The sequence below is a fragment of the Corallococcus sp. AB045 genome (genome assembly GCF_003668895.1).
Classification (GTDB): domain Bacteria; phylum Myxococcota; class Myxococcia; order Myxococcales; family Myxococcaceae; genus Corallococcus; species Corallococcus coralloides.
This window is the reverse complement of record NZ_RAWN01000228.1, coordinates 1-13,956: the sequence shown is the minus strand read 5'-3', so window position 1 is coordinate 13,956 and position 13,956 is coordinate 1. Positions and strand designations below refer to the sequence as shown.

The following is a 13,956-nucleotide window of genomic DNA, read 5'->3' as shown; positions in this document are numbered from 1 at the left end:
GGCTGGTAGAGGCCGGGGGTGAGCGGGGCGGCCTGCTCGGAGTGGCGCACGTCGGGAGGGGGCTCCAGCCGGACGGCGTCCGCGCGCTCGCGGGCCTCTTGCGGCGTGGGCGCGTCCATCACCCACTTCCCGGCCTCCATGCCGTTCTGCCCGGTGTGGGCGTCCTGGAGGCCGGCGAAGCCCTGGTCCTTGAGGGCCTGCTCGAAGGCGGCCTTGCCCTCCTCGGCGGGCGGGTGCTGCGCGGCGGCCTCCGCGTAGGCGGCGAAGAAGGCCCACAGGCGGGCCACCCGGTCCGACGAGGGCAGCGACGAGGGCCGCACCTGCGCGGCCAGGAGCGCCCCGTCCGACGCGAAGCGCTTGCCCACCGCGAGGTGGCTCTCCAGGTCGTTCAGGTCCGAGGGGATGAGCGACTCCACGTCCAGCACCGGCCCGCGCGCCTCGCCCGCGCCCAGGTAGGGGCTGGCGGTGGTGGGGACGGAGCCGGGCGTCCGGAAGCCGTCGGCGCCCTTGCGCCGGGGCCCCTGGGTGGCCGTGCCGGGGGACTCGAAGCCCGTGCCGGCGTCCGCGCGGGGCGCGCGTGTCGTCCCGCCGCCCTTGTCGGTGCGAGGGGGCAGCGGGCCCCGGTTGGGAACGCCCACGCGGGCCGAGCGCGCGCCCGCATCCCGCGGCGTGCCGTCCGCGTCGCCGCCTTCCGGGGAGGCGTCGGTCTCCAGGCCTTCGCCGCCGGGGAGGCCGGGCTCGCCGCCGGTCTCCATCCCCTCGCCGCCGGGGAGCCCTTCTGCTCCGGGTTCCCCTCCAGGCTCCAGACGCGCGCCGCCGTCGGCTTCCGGCGGAAGTCCCACGGGTGGGGACCCGATGCGGGTGCGGTCGCCGGGTGACGTGGTGGGGGTGGAGGTCTCCATCCCGTCATCGCGGAACGGAGACGCCGGCGACGGGCTCGCGGGCCCCGAGCGCCCACCGCCGGAGCGGGGGCCACCAGAGCCGGGAGGACCTCCTGCGCGGGGGCCGCGGATGTCGCCGACGTTTCCCATCACGAAGGATTCTCTCACAACGAGAACCCCGAGTTGCATGGGGGGCTACTCTCCCTCGCGCTCCGCCTCCACGGGGGTCGTCATCCCGTTGGCATCCAGACGGACGCGGTACACGGCGTTGAGGCCGTCCCCGTCCGTGTCCGCGCGGGCGAGGCAGGACACCTCCGGTTCACCCACGGGGCTCTCCTCCACCCGCACCTCGTACTGGAGGTGAACGGCGGGGCCGGGGTCGAAGCCGATGCGGCGGAAGTCCTCGTGGTCCTTGGGGAAGGGCACGGCCTCGCCCCGTTGGGGCACGGGGACGGGATAGGGCGCGATGGGCACGTAGTCGCCGTGCTCGTCGCGGAAGCCCTGCACGGCGTCGCACAGGGCCAGCACCTGGACACGGGCCTCGGTGGCCACCTGCTCCGGTGACACGGCTCCGGAGCCCTTCATCGCCGGCAATCTGGCGATGAACAGGCCGGTGGCGGCCACCGCCGCGAAGACGGTGACGGCGATGCCCATGCGCACCGCCGTGTTGCGCGGGCGCGCGGGGCCGGGCTCCGGAGGCGAAGACATCAGGCCCACTCCCGGGGATTGCGCAGCACCTCCACCAGCCGGGCTTCGGGCGTGCCGGGCTCCGGGTGGTAGTCGTAGCGCCAGCGCACGCGCGGCGGCAGCGACATGAGGATGGACTCCGTGCGCCCCTGCGTCTCCAGGCCGAAGATGGTGCCCCGGTCGTAGACGAGGTTGAACTCCACGTAGCGGCCCCGGCGCACCTCCTGCCAGAAGCGCTGCGCCTCCGTCACCGGCGTGTCCTTGTGCTTCTTCGCGATGGGCAGGTACGCGGGGATGAAGCTGTTGCCGCAGGCCTGCACGAAGGCGAACTCGCGCTCCAGGTCACCGCCCATGTTTTCGAAGAAGACGCCGCCCACGCCGCGCGCCTCTCCCCGGTGGCGCAGGTGGAAGTACGAATCGCACGCGGCCTTGAAGCGCGGGTAGTACGCGGGGTCGTGCGCGTCGCACGCGGCCTTGTGCACGCGGTGGAAGTGGGCCGCGTCCTCGTCGTCCAGGTAGTACGGCGTCAGGTCCGCGCCGCCGCCGAACCACGCCCTCCCGCCCTGGTGGATGAAGCGGTAGTTGGCGTGCACGGTGGGCACGTGCGGGCTGCGCGGGTGCAGCACCAGCGACAGGCCCCCGGCCCAGAAGGTGCGCCCCTCGCCCTGGAGCTTCTTCGCGAAGACCTCTTCCAGCTCGCCGTGGACGATGGAGATGTTGACGCCCGCCTTCTCCAGGACGGCGCCCTCCTCCAGCACGCGGCTGCGGCCTCCACCGCCTCCGGGCCTGCTCCACGCGTCCTCGCGGAAGCGGCCCTGGCCGTCCAGGTCCTCCAGCGCTCCGCAGATGTCGTCCTGGAGCTTCTGGATGAAGGCGGTCATGCGCCCCTTCAAACCCTCCACATCCACCGTCGCCGTCATGCCCGTTGTCTCCCTGTCGCGGGTTGAACGGGAGGACACACTACTAAGGGCCCTGGGCGGACGGGGCCTCGAAGTCCACGGGGGGCGTCGACGGCGCCAGGTTGCCCGCTGCATCGAAGGCCTCGATGCGCGCGCGGTAGCTGCGCCCGTCCTCTAGAGAGAACGCCCCACCGCAGGCCTCATGGCCCAGATAAGCCGTATTGCCTTGCACGGGCAGCAGGTACTGCTGGGGAGAGATGCCCAGCCGGCGCGGCGACAGCTTCACCACCAGGAAAGCAGGGCTCTCCTCGCGCAGCGCCAGGTTGAGCTTCACGAAGCGCGCGATGCCCTGGGGCGAGCGGCGCACGAAGCCCTCCGACACGGCGGGACGCTTCACCCACTTGGGGGCCTTGGCGTCCGGCCCCTTGCCGCTCAGCCACGACGGCTGCGCGCCCACCTGACCATTGAGGAGGGCGATGTTGGGGAGCACCTCCTGCAGGTTCAGGAAGTAGCGCTTGTCCGGCTGCATCGGCTCCGCCAGCTTGAGGATGATGGTGGCGCGGCCCAGGGAGCTCTCCCAGCCCTTGGTGACCTTGAGCTTCACCTCGTGGTCGGTGGAGACCAGCTTCAGCGGCTTGCCCACCAGTCCCAGCACCGGTGACTTCGCGGTGCCCACGCCCTCCAGCAGGATGCGCATGTTGGTGGGGACGATGCCGCCGGGCGCGGGATACAGCTGCACTCCATCCCCGGTGCACTGGGCGGAGGCGTTGGCGGCGGACAGCAGGGCAGCGGCGAACACGAGGGCTCGGAACACGATGCCGCGCAGTGTGCGCCGGGAATGGCCGGGAGGGAAAGTCCCGGCGGACCCGGCCCTTCAGTGCTTGGGGCCTTCGTCCTCCTCCAGGGGGATGGTGCCGAAGCGCGCCTCGTAGCGCTGCACGTTTTCCTGGAGCGCCTTCAGGAGCCGCTTGGCGTGGCGCGGGCTGGTGATGATGCGCGAGCGCACGCGGGCCAGGGGCTGCTGCGGTTGAACGTAGAGGAAGTCCAACACGAACTCCGAGTCCGTGTGATTCACCAGGACCAGGTTGCTGTACTGGCCATTGGACACCTCTTCGGTCATCTGCACCTGGAGCTGCACTTCAGGGGGCTTCGTCGGAGTGTCGGCCATGAGTCAGGCGGCATAGCGCCTGGGGCCCGCCGTGGCCAGTGTCCTCCCTGTGAGCACGCGCTGGCGGGACATCGACGGGGAGTCCACCGCGCCCTTCGTGCTGGGGCGGGGGCCTGACGCCTGTCTGCTCCTGCATGGCTTCACCGGCAGTCCCTGGGAGGTGCGTCCCCTGGGCGAGGCCCTGGCGGCGAGGGGGATGCGCGTGGTGGCGCCAAGGCTTCCGGGCCACGGCACCACGCCGGAGGCGATGCTGGACGTGGACTTCCGCGACTGGCAGGCCTGCGCGGACGAGGCGCTGGCGTCGCTCTCCGGACACCGCCGCGTGTTCGTCGCCGGACTGTCCATGGGCGCGCTCCTGGCGCTGCGGCTGGCCGCGCATCAACCGGAAGCGGTGCACGCGCTCGTGCTGGTGGCGCCCGCGGTGCGCTTCCGGGGCGCGCGCATGGCGCTGGTGCGCCAGCTGTGCCGCACGCCGCTGCTCGAATGGACCACGCCGTGGGTGGACAAGGGCGGCACGGACATCTCCGACCCTGCCGCGCTGGCGCAGGCGCCGGTGCTGTCCGCGTTCCCGGTGGCCCGGCTGCGCGACCTGTGCAGGCTGCAGGACCTGGCGCTGGCGGACGCGCCCCGGGTGCGCTGCCCGGTGATGGTGGCCACCGCGGAGCAGGACCACGTGGTGGATCCGGAGGGCGGACGCTGGCTCGCGCGGCGGATGAAGGCGTGTCCCTCGGTGCGGCACGTGGCCTATCCGGAGGGCTTCCACATCATCCCGCGCGACGTGTGCGGGGCGCGGCTCGCCCGGGAGGTGGGGGACTTCCTCCAGCCGTGGCGCGCGGAGGAGGCCTTCAGGAGCTTGCCGGATTGGGTGGAGGGGCAAGACGCGCCACCGCCGTGAGCAGCTCCACCGCGTCGAGCGGCTTGGTGACAAAGGCGCTGAAGCCCGCGCGCAGGGCGCGGTCGCGGTCCTCGCGGCGCGCGGCGGCGGTGACGGCGAGCGCGGGCACGCCGCCTCCGGACTCCCAGGGCAGCGCGCGCAGCCGGTACAGGAGCGAGTAGCCGTCCTCGCCGGCCAGCGCCACGTCCGTCACCACCACCGTGGGCGGAGAGCGGCGCACTTCATCCATGGCGTCGGTGACGTTGGTGGCGGTGAGCACGTGCGCGCCCACGCGGGTGAGCAGCACGGACATCCACTCGCGCGCGTCCGGCTGGCCATCCACCACCAGCACGCGCTGGCCCTCCAGCTCCGGGAAGCGAGGCAGCGTCAGGCCCTCCACGGGACGCGGCACGCGCAAGGCGCCCGGGGCCGTGCCCACGCGCGAGCGGGGCAGCACGACGGTGAACGTGGCGCCCTTTCCCAGCCCGTCGCTGACGGCCGTCACGGTGCCGCCGTGCAGCTCCACCAGGTGCCGCACGATGGACAGGCCCAGGCCCAGACCGCCGTGCTGGCGGCTCACGCCGGTGTCCGCCTGCTGGAAGCGCTGGAAGAGGAAGGGCAGGAAGTCCGCGGGGATGCCCTCGCCGTCGTCGCGCACCACCAACTCCGCGCCCTCGCCGCGCGTGCGCGCGGACACCGTCACGTGGCCGCCGGGCGGCGTGAACTTGATGGCGTTGGAGAGCAGGTTCCACACCACCTGCTGCAAGCGGTCCGGGTCGCCGAATAGAGGCACGCCATCCTCGTCCACGGAGACATCGAGCGTCAGCTCGCGCGCGAGCGCCGTGGGCCTGACGGCATCCAGCGCCGCCTCCACCACGTGGCCCAGCTCCAGCGGAACCGGCTCCAGGCGCAAGCGGCCGTTGGCGATGCGGCTGATGTCGAGCAGGTCCTCGATGAGCTGTCTTTGCGCGCGGGCGTTGCGCTCGATGGCCTCCACCGCGCGCTGGCGCTTGTCTTCACCCAGCAGGCCCTGCCGCAGCATCTGCGACCAGCCGAGGATGGACGTGAGCGGCGTGCGCAGCTCGTGGGACACCGTGGCGAGGAACGCGTCCTTGGCGCGGCTGGCCGCCTCCGCGACGCTCCGGGCCGCGCGCTCTTCGTCATACAGGCGTGCGCGGTCCAACGCCTGCGCGCACAGGCGGCCCACCGTCAGCAGGAAGGCACGTTCTGGCGCGTCGAAGTCGCGCGCGTCACCGAAGCCCAGGCCCAGCGCGCCGAACACGCGCCCACCGCTCACCAGCGGCACCGAGGCCCATGCCAACAGGGGACGCTCGCGGGACAACTGCGCGAGCCTCGGGTAGCGCGCCATGCACTCCGTCCACGAGCCCAGCGCGCAGGGCTCGCGGGTGCGCGTCACGTCCGTGAGGGGACAGGTCGCGGAGACCTCGAAGCGCTGCCAGCCCTCCAGCTCACCGGGAGAGAAGCCATACGCGGCGGCGCGCTCGAAGACGTCCAGGGCCGCTCCCGCGGGCACCACCACCAGGCCGGTGATGGCCCCCATGGCGAGGGCGCCTTCGCGCGCGGCCACCTCCACCACCTGCGCGGGGGTGAGCGCTTCGGAGAGCGCGGCGGTCATCGCCTGGAGGCGTTCGGTGCGCCAGGCCGCGGTGGTCCACGCGGCGCGGCGGGTGCGCACGAGCTCCGTCACATCCACCGCGAAGGCGAGCACGCCCTCCACCTTCCCCTGGGCGTCGCGTCGCGGCAGCAGGGACAGGTTGAAGAAGAGCTCCTCGTCGGCGGTGCGCGCGTGGGCGGACGCCTCGCGCAGGTGCAGGGCTTCTCCGGTGGCGAAGACGCGGTCCCAGGCCTCGTGCCAGCCGGGACCTCCCAGTTGGGGGCAGGCCTCGCGCAGCGGAATGCCCACCTGGCCATGCGTGTCGAGCAGCGTCAGGCGCGTGGAGGTGCTGAACTCAATGTGGTGGACGGGGCCGCGGTAGAGGCCGAAGAAGGCAGGGAGCTGCTGAAGCAGCTCATGCAGCGGCGGGGGCACACTGCCGGACGCCGCGACCCATCCGGCCTGGGCTTCATTCATGTGTGGCCCCCCCTACCCCGCGGAAGGCAAGGCTTCCGGCGAGAAGAGGCGGCCATCAAACACCGGGACGTGTCGGCACGCACGAAAAGCAACCCGGACAACCTGCCAGGTGTCATGGGCTGAGCGCTCCCTGGTGCTGCTGGCGTCCAGTAGCGGGCATCCCTCCTGGTTGGGCGGGGAAACACTCCCGGACGCCGGGCATCGGCTATGTCGGATGCCCGGCATGCCTTCCACTCCTCCCGATTCGCGGCCCCTCGTCGAACTGCGCGCCGTCACCAAGTCCTACGCGGAAGGCGATTCCGTGCGCGAGGTGCTCTCCGGCACGTCGCTCTCCCTGCACCGGGGCGAGTTCGTGGTGCTGCTGGGCCGCAGCGGCTCCGGCAAGTCCACGCTGCTCAACCTCATCAGCGGCATCGACCAGGCGACGCACGGTGAAATCCTGGTGGAGGGCCGCGACCTGGGGCGCATGCCGGAGCGGGACCGCACGCTGCTGCGCCGCGAGCGCATCGGCTTCATCTTCCAGGCGTTCAACCTGCTGCCCACGCTGACGGTGGAGGAGAACGTGCGGCTGCCGCTGGAGCTGCTCGGACGCTCGAGCGCCGAGGCCAGCGCGCGGGCTCGGGAGCTGCTGGAACGGGTGGGATTGGGGACGCGCGCGAACAGCTTCCCGGACCGGCTCTCCGGCGGAGAACAGCAGCGCGTGGCGGTGGCGCGAGCCCTGGCCCATGCCCCGCCGCTGCTGCTGGCGGACGAGCCCACGGGCAACCTGGACGAGGAGACGGGCGGACAGGTGTTGGACCTGCTGGAAGGACTCACGCGGCAGGGCCATGCTTGCGCGCTCATCGTCACGCACGAGCCCGCGATGGCGGAGCGCGCGGACCGGGTGCTGACGATGGAGAACGGACGCCTGGTGGAGCGCCCCGGCGGCGCGCGCGGACGGGGGACGCCATGAGGGCGCTGCTCGCACGCTCCAGCCTGCGGCACCTGGGCGGGCACCCGTGGCTCACGGCGCTGTCGCTGCTGGGCATCGCGATGGGCGTGGCGGTGGTGGTGTCCATCGACCTGGCGAGCGGCAGCGCGCTGCGCGCCTTCGAGCAATCCACGGACGTCGTCGCGGGCCGCGCCACGCATCAGCTCACCGGCGGCACGTCCGGCCTGCCAGAGGGTGTCTACACGGCGCTGAAGCTTCGGCCGGACTCGCCTGACGCGGCGCCCGTGGTGCAGGGCTTCGTGCAGGTGGAGGGAGGCAACCACCGCACGCTCACGCTGCTGGGATTGGATCCGTTCGCGGAGGCCCCCTTCCGGGACTTCTCCACCGGAGGCGCGGTGGGAGACATCGGCGCGCTGCTCACGCGGCCCGGCACGGTGGTGATGGGCGCGAAGACGGCGCGGAGCCTGGGCGTGAAGGCCGGGGACACGCTGCCGGTGACGGTGACGGGGCTTCGGCGGGAGCTGCGCGTGTCGGCCCTGCTGACGCCTTCGCAGGAGACGACGGAGCGCGCGCTGGAGTCGCTGCTCATCGCGGACATCTCCACCGCGCAGGAGGTGCTGGGCCTGGAGGGCCGGCTGACGCGCGTGGACCTGCGCTTGAAGGGCGGAGAGGCGCAGGCCGCGGCGCTCAAGGCCACGCTGCCGCCGGGCGCGGAGCTGGTCCAGACGTCGGGGCGCGCGGGCACGGTGGAGCAGATGACGCGGGCGTTCCGCACCAACCTCACCGCGCTGTCGCTGCTGGCGCTCGTGGTGGGGATGTTCCTCATCTACAACACGATGACGTTCTCCGTGGTGCAGCGGCGCGGGATGCTGGGCCGGCTGCGCGCGGTGGGCGTGACGCGAGGAGAGCTGTTCGCGCTGGTGCTGGGCGAAGCCCTGCTCCTGGGCATGGTGGGCACCGCGGCGGGGCTGCTGCTGGGCATCCTGATGGCCAGCGGCCTGGTGGGCCTCATCACCCGCACCATCAACGACCTGTACTTCGTGGTGAACGTGCGGCGTCTGTCCCTGGAGCCGTTCACGTTGTTCAAGGGCCTGAGCCTGGGCCTGGGCGCGACGGTGCTGGCGGCGCTGGTGCCCGCGTGGGAGGCGGCGCGGGCTGCACCGGTGACGGCGCTGCGGCGCTCGACGGTGGAGGACGTGTCACGCAACCGGGCGCCGAAGCTGGCGGTGCTGGGGCTGATCATCCTGGCCATCTCGGCGGCGGTGCTCGCGTGGCCCACGCAGGCGCTGATGCCGGCGTATGCAGGGCTCTTTGGCGTGCTGCTGGGCAGCGCGCTACTGGTGCCCTGGGTGACGGAGAAGCTGACGGTGGCGGCGGCGCGGCCGCTGGGCGCGATGTTCGGTCCACTGGGGCGCATGGCGGCGCGCGGCGTGACGGCGAGCCTGTCGCGCACGGCGGTGGCGCTGGCGGCGCTGATGGTCGCGGTGGCGACGACGGTGGGCGTGGGCCTGATGGTGTCCAGCTTCCGCGGCACGGTGGCGGCGTGGCTGGAGTCCGCGTTGCAGGCGGACGTGTTCGTGTCGCCGCCTTCACTGGTGGCGCGGCGCGGGGATTCGTCGCTGGTGCCGGGGCTCGCGGAGAAGCTGCGGTCCACGCCGGGTGTCGAAGCGAGCGGCTCCATCCGGGTCATCCACGTGCGCATCAACGACGTGGACACGGACCTGCTGGCGGTGGACTTCGCGAAGGGCCACGAGCGGACGTACCGCTTCAAGGAAGGGCGCGCGGAGGACGTGTGGCGGCAGCTGGACGCGTCCCCTGACGCGCTCATCGTGTCGGAACCCTTCGCGTTCCACCGGGGCGTGCACGCGGGAGACACGCTGCGAGTGGCTACCGACAAGGGGCCACACGACTTCCGCGTGGCGGGCGTGTACTTCGACTATGGCTCGGACGTGGGCACGGTGCTGATACCGCGTGCCACGTATGAGCACTGGTACGAGGACCGGGGCGTCTCCGGCCTGTCCCTCTTCGCCGCGCCCGGACAGGACGTGGACGAACTGGTGGCCCGCGTGCGCGACCGCGCGGGCGGTGAGCAGGCGTTGAACGTGCGCGCGAACCGGGCGCTGCGGCAAGCGTCGATGGAGGTGTTCGACCGGACCTTCACCATCACGCAGGTGCTGCGACTGCTGGCCATTGGCGTCGCGTTCGTGGGCGTGCTGAGCGCGCTGATGTCGTTGCAGTTGGAGCGGGCGCGCGAGTTCGCGGTGCTGCGCGCGACGGGGCTCACGCCGGGACAACTGTGGGGCATGGTGTCTTTGCAGACGGGCCTGCTGGGCTTGCTCGCGGGGTTGTTCTCCATCCCGCTGGGTCTGGCATTGGCCTACGTGCTGGTGCACGTCATCAATCAGCGCTCGTTCGGGTGGACGTTGCAGCTGGTGGTGGCGCCGGGAGTGGTGGGTCAGGCGGTGGTGCTGGCACTGGTGGCGGCGGCGCTCGCGGGGCTGTACCCGGCGTGGCGCATGGCGCGCGCGAACCCGGCCATGGCGCTGCGGGAGGAGTGAGGCATGGGGCGGGGACTCGTCATCGGGGTGGTGTTGGTGCTCGCCGCGCTGGGCGTGGCGGTGGGCGTGGTGCTGCGGGACACGGAGGACACCGGGCCCGCGAACACAGGCGGCATGACGGTCGCGTCCGCGATGGGCGGGGACGGCGGCACGGAGGGCTACGCGCGCGCGATGGAGCCCCGGCCCTTCCACTTCCCGGAGGACCACGGCCCCCACCCCGACTTCCGCACCGAGTGGTGGTACTGGACGGGAAATCTTGAGACGCAGGACGGGCGCGCCTTCGGCTACCAGTTCACGCTGTTCCGCAGCGCGCTGTCGCCGGAGCAGCCTCAGCGCGAGTCCGGCTGGGGCACGCGGCAGGTGTTCATGGGGCACTTCACGCTGACGGACGTGAGCGCCGGGAAGTTCCACGTCACCGAGCGCTTCAGCCGCGCGGCGCAGGGACTGGCGGGCGCGAACGGGGCACCCTTCCATGTCTGGCTTCAGGACTGGGACGTGCGCAGCGAAGGCACGGGCGGCACGTGGCCCATGCACCTGCGCGCGCAGGGCGACGGGGTGACGCTGGAGCTGACTCTGGACGAGGGCAAGCCGCCGGTGCTCCAGGGCGACAAGGGCTTGAGCCAGAAGGGCGCGGAGCGGGGCAACGCGTCCTACTACTACTCGATGCCGCGCATGCCTTCGCGGGGCACGGTGTCGGTGGACGGGCAGACGGTGCAGGTGAAGGGCGAGAGCTGGATGGACCGCGAGTGGAGCACCAGCGCGCTGAGCGGCGACCAGGTGGGCTGGGACTGGTTCGCGCTCCAGCTCTCCGATGGCAGCGAGCTGATGCTCTACCAACTGCGCAAGAAGGACGGTTCGAAGGACTCCTTCAGCGCGGGCGTGTACGTGCCCACGACAGGTGAGGCCGTGCACCTGACCGCCGACGACATGCAGCTGGAGCCGAGGGGCACATGGAAGAGCCCGCGTGGCGGCGAGTACCCGGCGGGCTGGCGCGTCCAGGTTCCCAAGGTGTCGCTGGAGCTGACGGTGACGCCGAAGTTGCCGGACCAGGAGCTGCCGGTGCTGGTGCGCTACTGGGAGGGCGCGGTGACCGTGGACGGCACGCGCGAGGGCCGGCCCGTGCAGGGGCGCGGCTACCTGGAGATGACGGGCTACGCGGACGAGCCACGGAGCGAGGAGACGGTCCGCGGCCGCACGCCGTGACTCAGCCCCGGGCGGCCCGATTCACCTGGATGGCGTGGGCCTCCTTCAGGTACGGGCGCAGCAGCCGGAGCGTTTCGTGGCTGGGGTTGAGCACGCTCAGCCAGAACATCCGCGCGTAGGCCGGGTGCGGCAGGAGCACGTCCAGGTCCGCGTAGTCCACGTTCGGGTCGAGCTCCGGGAACAGCTTCTGGAAGCTCTCCTTGCTCACGCCCAGGTTCAGCCGGAACACGCCGTCGCGGTCCAGCTCCGAGTGATGGTCGAACTCGGTGTCCCGCGTGACGATGGTCGCGAAGGGGAACTTCCGCTCGTCCCCCGCGAAGAAGAAGAGGTCTTGCGTGGAGGTGTCCACGTGCACGTCCTTGAAAGCGTCCTGGATGTACTCCGCCAGCGCTTCCAGGCTGATGGCTCCTGTCATGACGTCCTCCCCCGAGGTCGAACCGTGCGTGACTTACCACGCACGGCGACAGTGGGGGGGACGGACGCCTGCCGCCATCCGGGCTAGCGGACCCAGTTGGCCGAGAAGCTCCCCGCCACCTCCGTGAAGGAGTTGGGCCCCGTCATCGTGATGGTCACGGCCCGGGGAGCAGGGTGTCCTGGGCAGGTGCCTGAGCCGTACATGATGCGCGTTCCAGTGTAGGTCCCGGGAGTAGAGCCCGGGGTCAGCCCCGTGAATTTCGTGTCGCCCACCAGCCAGCAGCCGTCGCCACCGCTCGACAGGACGCCGGTGCTGCCACCGAAGGTGGCGCATCCCGGCCAGCTCGTCTGACACCACGTCCCAATCAGCGGGTCGCCCGGAGGAAGGACGGAGAACTCCTGGGAGGACAACGCGGAGGACTCCTCCATCGCCCCACCACAGGCGGTGGCGAAGAGGGAAAGAACGACCGCGAGCGCTTGTCTTTTCATGGGGCGTGACCTCTCAAAGGGAATCATTGCAAGACACGAAGCCCTGCCATCCTCTCCGTTCAACCACCCCATGACAATCATTACCAGGGAAGCACTAAAATTCCTCTCACAGCGCAGTCAGCTCAAGTGACCCGGGTTCGAACAAACCCTCTCGCGGCAGCTCATCCAGCGGTGCTCCTCCGGTGAGTCTGGAAACCGCCTGTCAGCTCTGAAGCTGGAGGTCGGGGATGGTGGCGAGCAGCGCGGCCCATTCGGGGTCGCCCGCCATCTTCTCCGCGTGCATCGCGCGGATCTTCTCGCCCAGCGCGGGGTCGGCGTCGTCGGACAGGGCCATGCGCCAGAGTCGCCCCACGAGCGGCAGGAAGAGCAGGTCCCCCCGCACGGTGCAGGGGATCATCGAAGTAACGGCGCAGGGCGGACAGGTCCGCGATGCCCACGCAGTACGCATGGGTGAAGCCGTCGGCCGGGTTTCCCAGGTCCTTCCCCACGACAGAGAACGCGACCGCCTCCGACTTCGCCGTGCGGGAGATGGCTTCGAGGGCCCGGGCCTTCTCCTCCTCCGGCACACCGTCCCTGAAACGGAAACGCAGCAGGTTGATGAACCTGCACGGACGATAGGGACGCGCCCGCGCCAGGGCAGGCGGTAACCTTGGGTAACCCCCACGATGTGGTTTCCATCTGGTTACCACTCCAGGGTGATGCCCATACTCCGCCGCCGCAAGAACAAGACGCCGCCGTTGCCGCCGCTCTGCCCTCTCACGGAGTGCATGCGACTGCTCGGCGGCGCGTGGACCGCGAACATCGTCTGGCGTCTCAGCGGAGACCCTCGCCGCTTCAGTGAGCTGCGCTCCGACATCCCTCGCATCTCCGCGAAGGTGCTCAGCGCGAAGCTGCGCACGCTGGAGGAGAACGGCGTGCTCACGCGCCACGCCGTCGCCAGCTCACCGCCGTCGGTCGAATACGCGCTGACCCCGCTGGGCCGGGAGCTCCTCCCGGTCATCGACACCATCGTCCAGGCGGGGATGAAGCTTCAGCGCATGCAGGCCGCTATGCCGCGAAGCGCTCCCGGATCGCCGCGGCGCCCCCGCGCTCCAGCCACGCGTCGAATGTGAGCAGTCCCGGCGCCAGCCGCCGCAGCGCCGGGATGTCCGCGCTCTCGAACACAAAACCATCCTCGAACAGCTTCACGAGCTTGCGCAGCATCGGGCTCGCCGCAAGCATCTCTGGCGGAAACCGTGAGTAGGAGATGGACGTCCCGGTGGCCCGGCCGATCTTCTCCGCGAGTGCATTGCCGGTGAGCGAGTCTCCCGCCATCTCCAGCGTGCTCCCCACGTACGTGCGCGGATCCGCGAACACGCGCGCGGTCAGTACGCCGATGTCCTCACCCGCGATGAACTGCATGGGCTGCTCCGGCTGGATGAAGAACTGGAGCGCCCCCCGTGTCAGGCCGAAGTCCGGCACCAGCAGCAGCTCCATGAAGGTCCCCGGCCGCACGATGGTCGCGCGAAGGCCACTGGCCCGGACGTGCTCCTCGATGCGCCACTTGGTCTCGAAGTGGTCCACACCCGTGCCGGGACGCAGCCCCAGCACCGACGTGTAGACGAAGTGCTCTACGCCCGCCGCCTTCGCCGCGTCCGCGATGGATGTGCCGAAGCGGACCTCGTCGTCGTCCGTGACGCCGTAGCTCGCCTGTGCCGAGCTGGGCTGGATGCTGAAGACGCCGTACGCCCCCGCGACCGCATGGTCGAGCGACGCACGGT

14 protein-coding genes and 2 pseudogenes are annotated in these 13,956 nt (G+C 71.2%); 5 read left to right on the top strand and 11 right to left on the bottom strand.

All coding sequences use genetic code 11. The features are described 5' to 3' along the window. The 5 genes and pseudogenes from D7Y21_RS35360 to D7Y21_RS35340 all read right to left on the bottom strand — a co-directional run. Positions 1-902, bottom strand: a pseudogene (locus D7Y21_RS35360) (hypothetical protein); the annotation flags it as partial. Positions 903-1,076: 174 nt separating this feature from the next. Continuing rightward, complete coding sequence (locus D7Y21_RS35355; protein ID WP_120561695.1) at positions 1,077-1,589, bottom strand: hypothetical protein; 513 nt, start codon at positions 1,587-1,589, stop codon at positions 1,077-1,079. Next, positions 1,589-2,488: an oxygen-dependent coproporphyrinogen oxidase gene (gene hemF / locus D7Y21_RS35350; RefSeq protein ID WP_120561045.1), complete on the bottom strand. Its 900-nt coding sequence runs from the start codon at positions 2,486-2,488 to the stop codon at positions 1,589-1,591. The genes D7Y21_RS35355 and hemF overlap by 1 nt, the downstream gene beginning before the upstream one ends. Positions 2,489-2,531: 43 nt before the next feature. Further along, the gene (locus D7Y21_RS35345) at positions 2,532-3,284 is read right to left on the bottom strand and encodes a hypothetical protein (RefSeq protein ID WP_370039721.1); all 753 of its coding nucleotides are present in this window, start codon (positions 3,282-3,284) and stop codon (positions 2,532-2,534) included. 57 nt (positions 3,285-3,341) lie between these two features. Then, positions 3,342-3,635, bottom strand: coding sequence for a DUF3467 domain-containing protein (locus D7Y21_RS35340; RefSeq protein WP_120561043.1), 294 nt, complete (start codon positions 3,633-3,635; stop codon positions 3,342-3,344). Positions 3,636-3,705: 70 nt separating this feature from the next. Here D7Y21_RS35340 and D7Y21_RS35335 point away from each other — a divergent pair, with 70 nt between their 5' ends. Then, positions 3,706-4,530: a carboxylesterase gene (locus D7Y21_RS35335; RefSeq protein ID WP_233612406.1), complete on the top strand. Its 825-nt coding sequence runs from the start codon at positions 3,706-3,708 to the stop codon at positions 4,528-4,530. Here the strand turns inward: D7Y21_RS35335 and D7Y21_RS35330 are convergent. Beyond that, a complete protein-coding gene (locus tag D7Y21_RS35330; RefSeq protein WP_121718029.1) occupies positions 4,481-6,601 on the bottom strand; it encodes an ATP-binding protein in 2,121 nt (706 codons plus the stop codon). The genes D7Y21_RS35335 and D7Y21_RS35330 overlap by 50 nt on opposite strands. Before the next feature lie 223 nt (positions 6,602-6,824). On the opposite strand from D7Y21_RS35330, the gene D7Y21_RS35325 reads away from it, so the two are divergent. Genes D7Y21_RS35325 through D7Y21_RS35315 form a run of 3 tightly spaced genes read left to right on the top strand, consistent with a single transcriptional unit; the run spans position 6,825 to position 11,293 of the window. Continuing rightward, complete coding sequence (locus D7Y21_RS35325) at positions 6,825-7,553, top strand: ABC transporter ATP-binding protein (protein WP_120561694.1); 729 nt, start codon at positions 6,825-6,827, stop codon at positions 7,551-7,553. Next, positions 7,550-10,090: an FtsX-like permease family protein gene (locus D7Y21_RS35320; RefSeq protein WP_121718028.1), complete on the top strand. Its 2,541-nt coding sequence runs from the start codon at positions 7,550-7,552 to the stop codon at positions 10,088-10,090. Before D7Y21_RS35325 ends, D7Y21_RS35320 begins: the two co-directional genes overlap by 4 nt. A gap of 3 nt (positions 10,091-10,093) precedes the next feature. Next, positions 10,094-11,293, top strand: a complete 1,200-nt coding sequence (locus tag D7Y21_RS35315) for a lipocalin-like domain-containing protein (RefSeq protein ID WP_121718027.1) — start codon at positions 10,094-10,096, stop codon at positions 11,291-11,293. A 1-nt stretch (position 11,294) separates the two neighbouring features. On the opposite strand, the gene D7Y21_RS35310 is transcribed toward D7Y21_RS35315, so the two are convergent. The 4 genes and pseudogenes from D7Y21_RS35310 to D7Y21_RS43710 all read right to left on the bottom strand — a co-directional run. Continuing rightward, entirely contained in the window at positions 11,295-11,708 is a 414-nt protein-coding gene (locus D7Y21_RS35310) for a DUF6194 family protein (RefSeq protein ID WP_121718026.1), read from the bottom strand. 83 nt (positions 11,709-11,791) lie between these two features. Next, positions 11,792-12,196, bottom strand: a complete 405-nt coding sequence (locus D7Y21_RS35305; RefSeq protein ID WP_233612405.1) for a hypothetical protein — start codon at positions 12,194-12,196, stop codon at positions 11,792-11,794. A 202-nt stretch (positions 12,197-12,398) separates the two neighbouring features. Continuing rightward, positions 12,399-12,578 (bottom strand): hypothetical protein, encoded by a 180-nt coding sequence (locus D7Y21_RS43155; RefSeq protein WP_233612404.1) that lies wholly within the window; start codon positions 12,576-12,578, stop codon positions 12,399-12,401. Positions 12,579-12,630: 52 nt separating this feature from the next. Continuing rightward, a pseudogene (locus D7Y21_RS43710) lies at positions 12,631-12,762 on the bottom strand (Dabb family protein); the annotation flags it as partial. A 201-nt stretch (positions 12,763-12,963) separates the two neighbouring features. Here D7Y21_RS43710 and D7Y21_RS35295 point away from each other — a divergent pair. Further along, positions 12,964-13,308: a helix-turn-helix domain-containing protein gene (locus D7Y21_RS35295; protein ID WP_233612403.1), complete on the top strand. Its 345-nt coding sequence runs from the start codon at positions 12,964-12,966 to the stop codon at positions 13,306-13,308. On the opposite strand, the gene D7Y21_RS35290 is transcribed toward D7Y21_RS35295, so the two are convergent. Further along, positions 13,244-13,956 (bottom strand): NmrA family NAD(P)-binding protein (locus D7Y21_RS35290; RefSeq protein WP_121718024.1); only part of this gene is annotated, 713 nt, incomplete at its 5' end. The genes D7Y21_RS35295 and D7Y21_RS35290 overlap by 65 nt on opposite strands.

Bases quoted from the DNA above. Each gene is read 5' to 3' on its own strand.
- D7Y21_RS35305 (WP_233612405.1), bottom strand. From the start codon at position 12,196: ATGAAAAGACAAGCGCTCGCGGTCGTTCTTTCCCTCTTCGCCACCGCC.
- hemF (WP_120561045.1), bottom strand. From the start codon at position 2,488: ATGACGGCGACGGTGGATGTGGAGGGTTTGAAGGGGCGCATGACCGCC.
- D7Y21_RS35310 (WP_121718026.1), bottom strand. From the start codon at position 11,708: ATGACAGGAGCCATCAGCCTGGAAGCGCTGGCGGAGTACATCCAGGAC.
- D7Y21_RS35330 (WP_121718029.1), bottom strand. From the start codon at position 6,601: ATGAATGAAGCCCAGGCCGGATGGGTCGCGGCGTCCGGCAGTGTGCCC.
- D7Y21_RS35325 (WP_120561694.1), top strand. From the start codon at position 6,825: ATGCCTTCCACTCCTCCCGATTCGCGGCCCCTCGTCGAACTGCGCGCC.
- D7Y21_RS35295 (WP_233612403.1), top strand. From the start codon at position 12,964: ATGCGACTGCTCGGCGGCGCGTGGACCGCGAACATCGTCTGGCGTCTC.
- D7Y21_RS35340 (WP_120561043.1), bottom strand. From the start codon at position 3,635: ATGGCCGACACTCCGACGAAGCCCCCTGAAGTGCAGCTCCAGGTGCAG.
- D7Y21_RS35320 (WP_121718028.1), top strand. From the start codon at position 7,550: ATGAGGGCGCTGCTCGCACGCTCCAGCCTGCGGCACCTGGGCGGGCAC.
- D7Y21_RS35315 (WP_121718027.1), top strand. From the start codon at position 10,094: ATGGGGCGGGGACTCGTCATCGGGGTGGTGTTGGTGCTCGCCGCGCTG.
- D7Y21_RS35355 (WP_120561695.1), bottom strand. From the start codon at position 1,589: ATGTCTTCGCCTCCGGAGCCCGGCCCCGCGCGCCCGCGCAACACGGCG.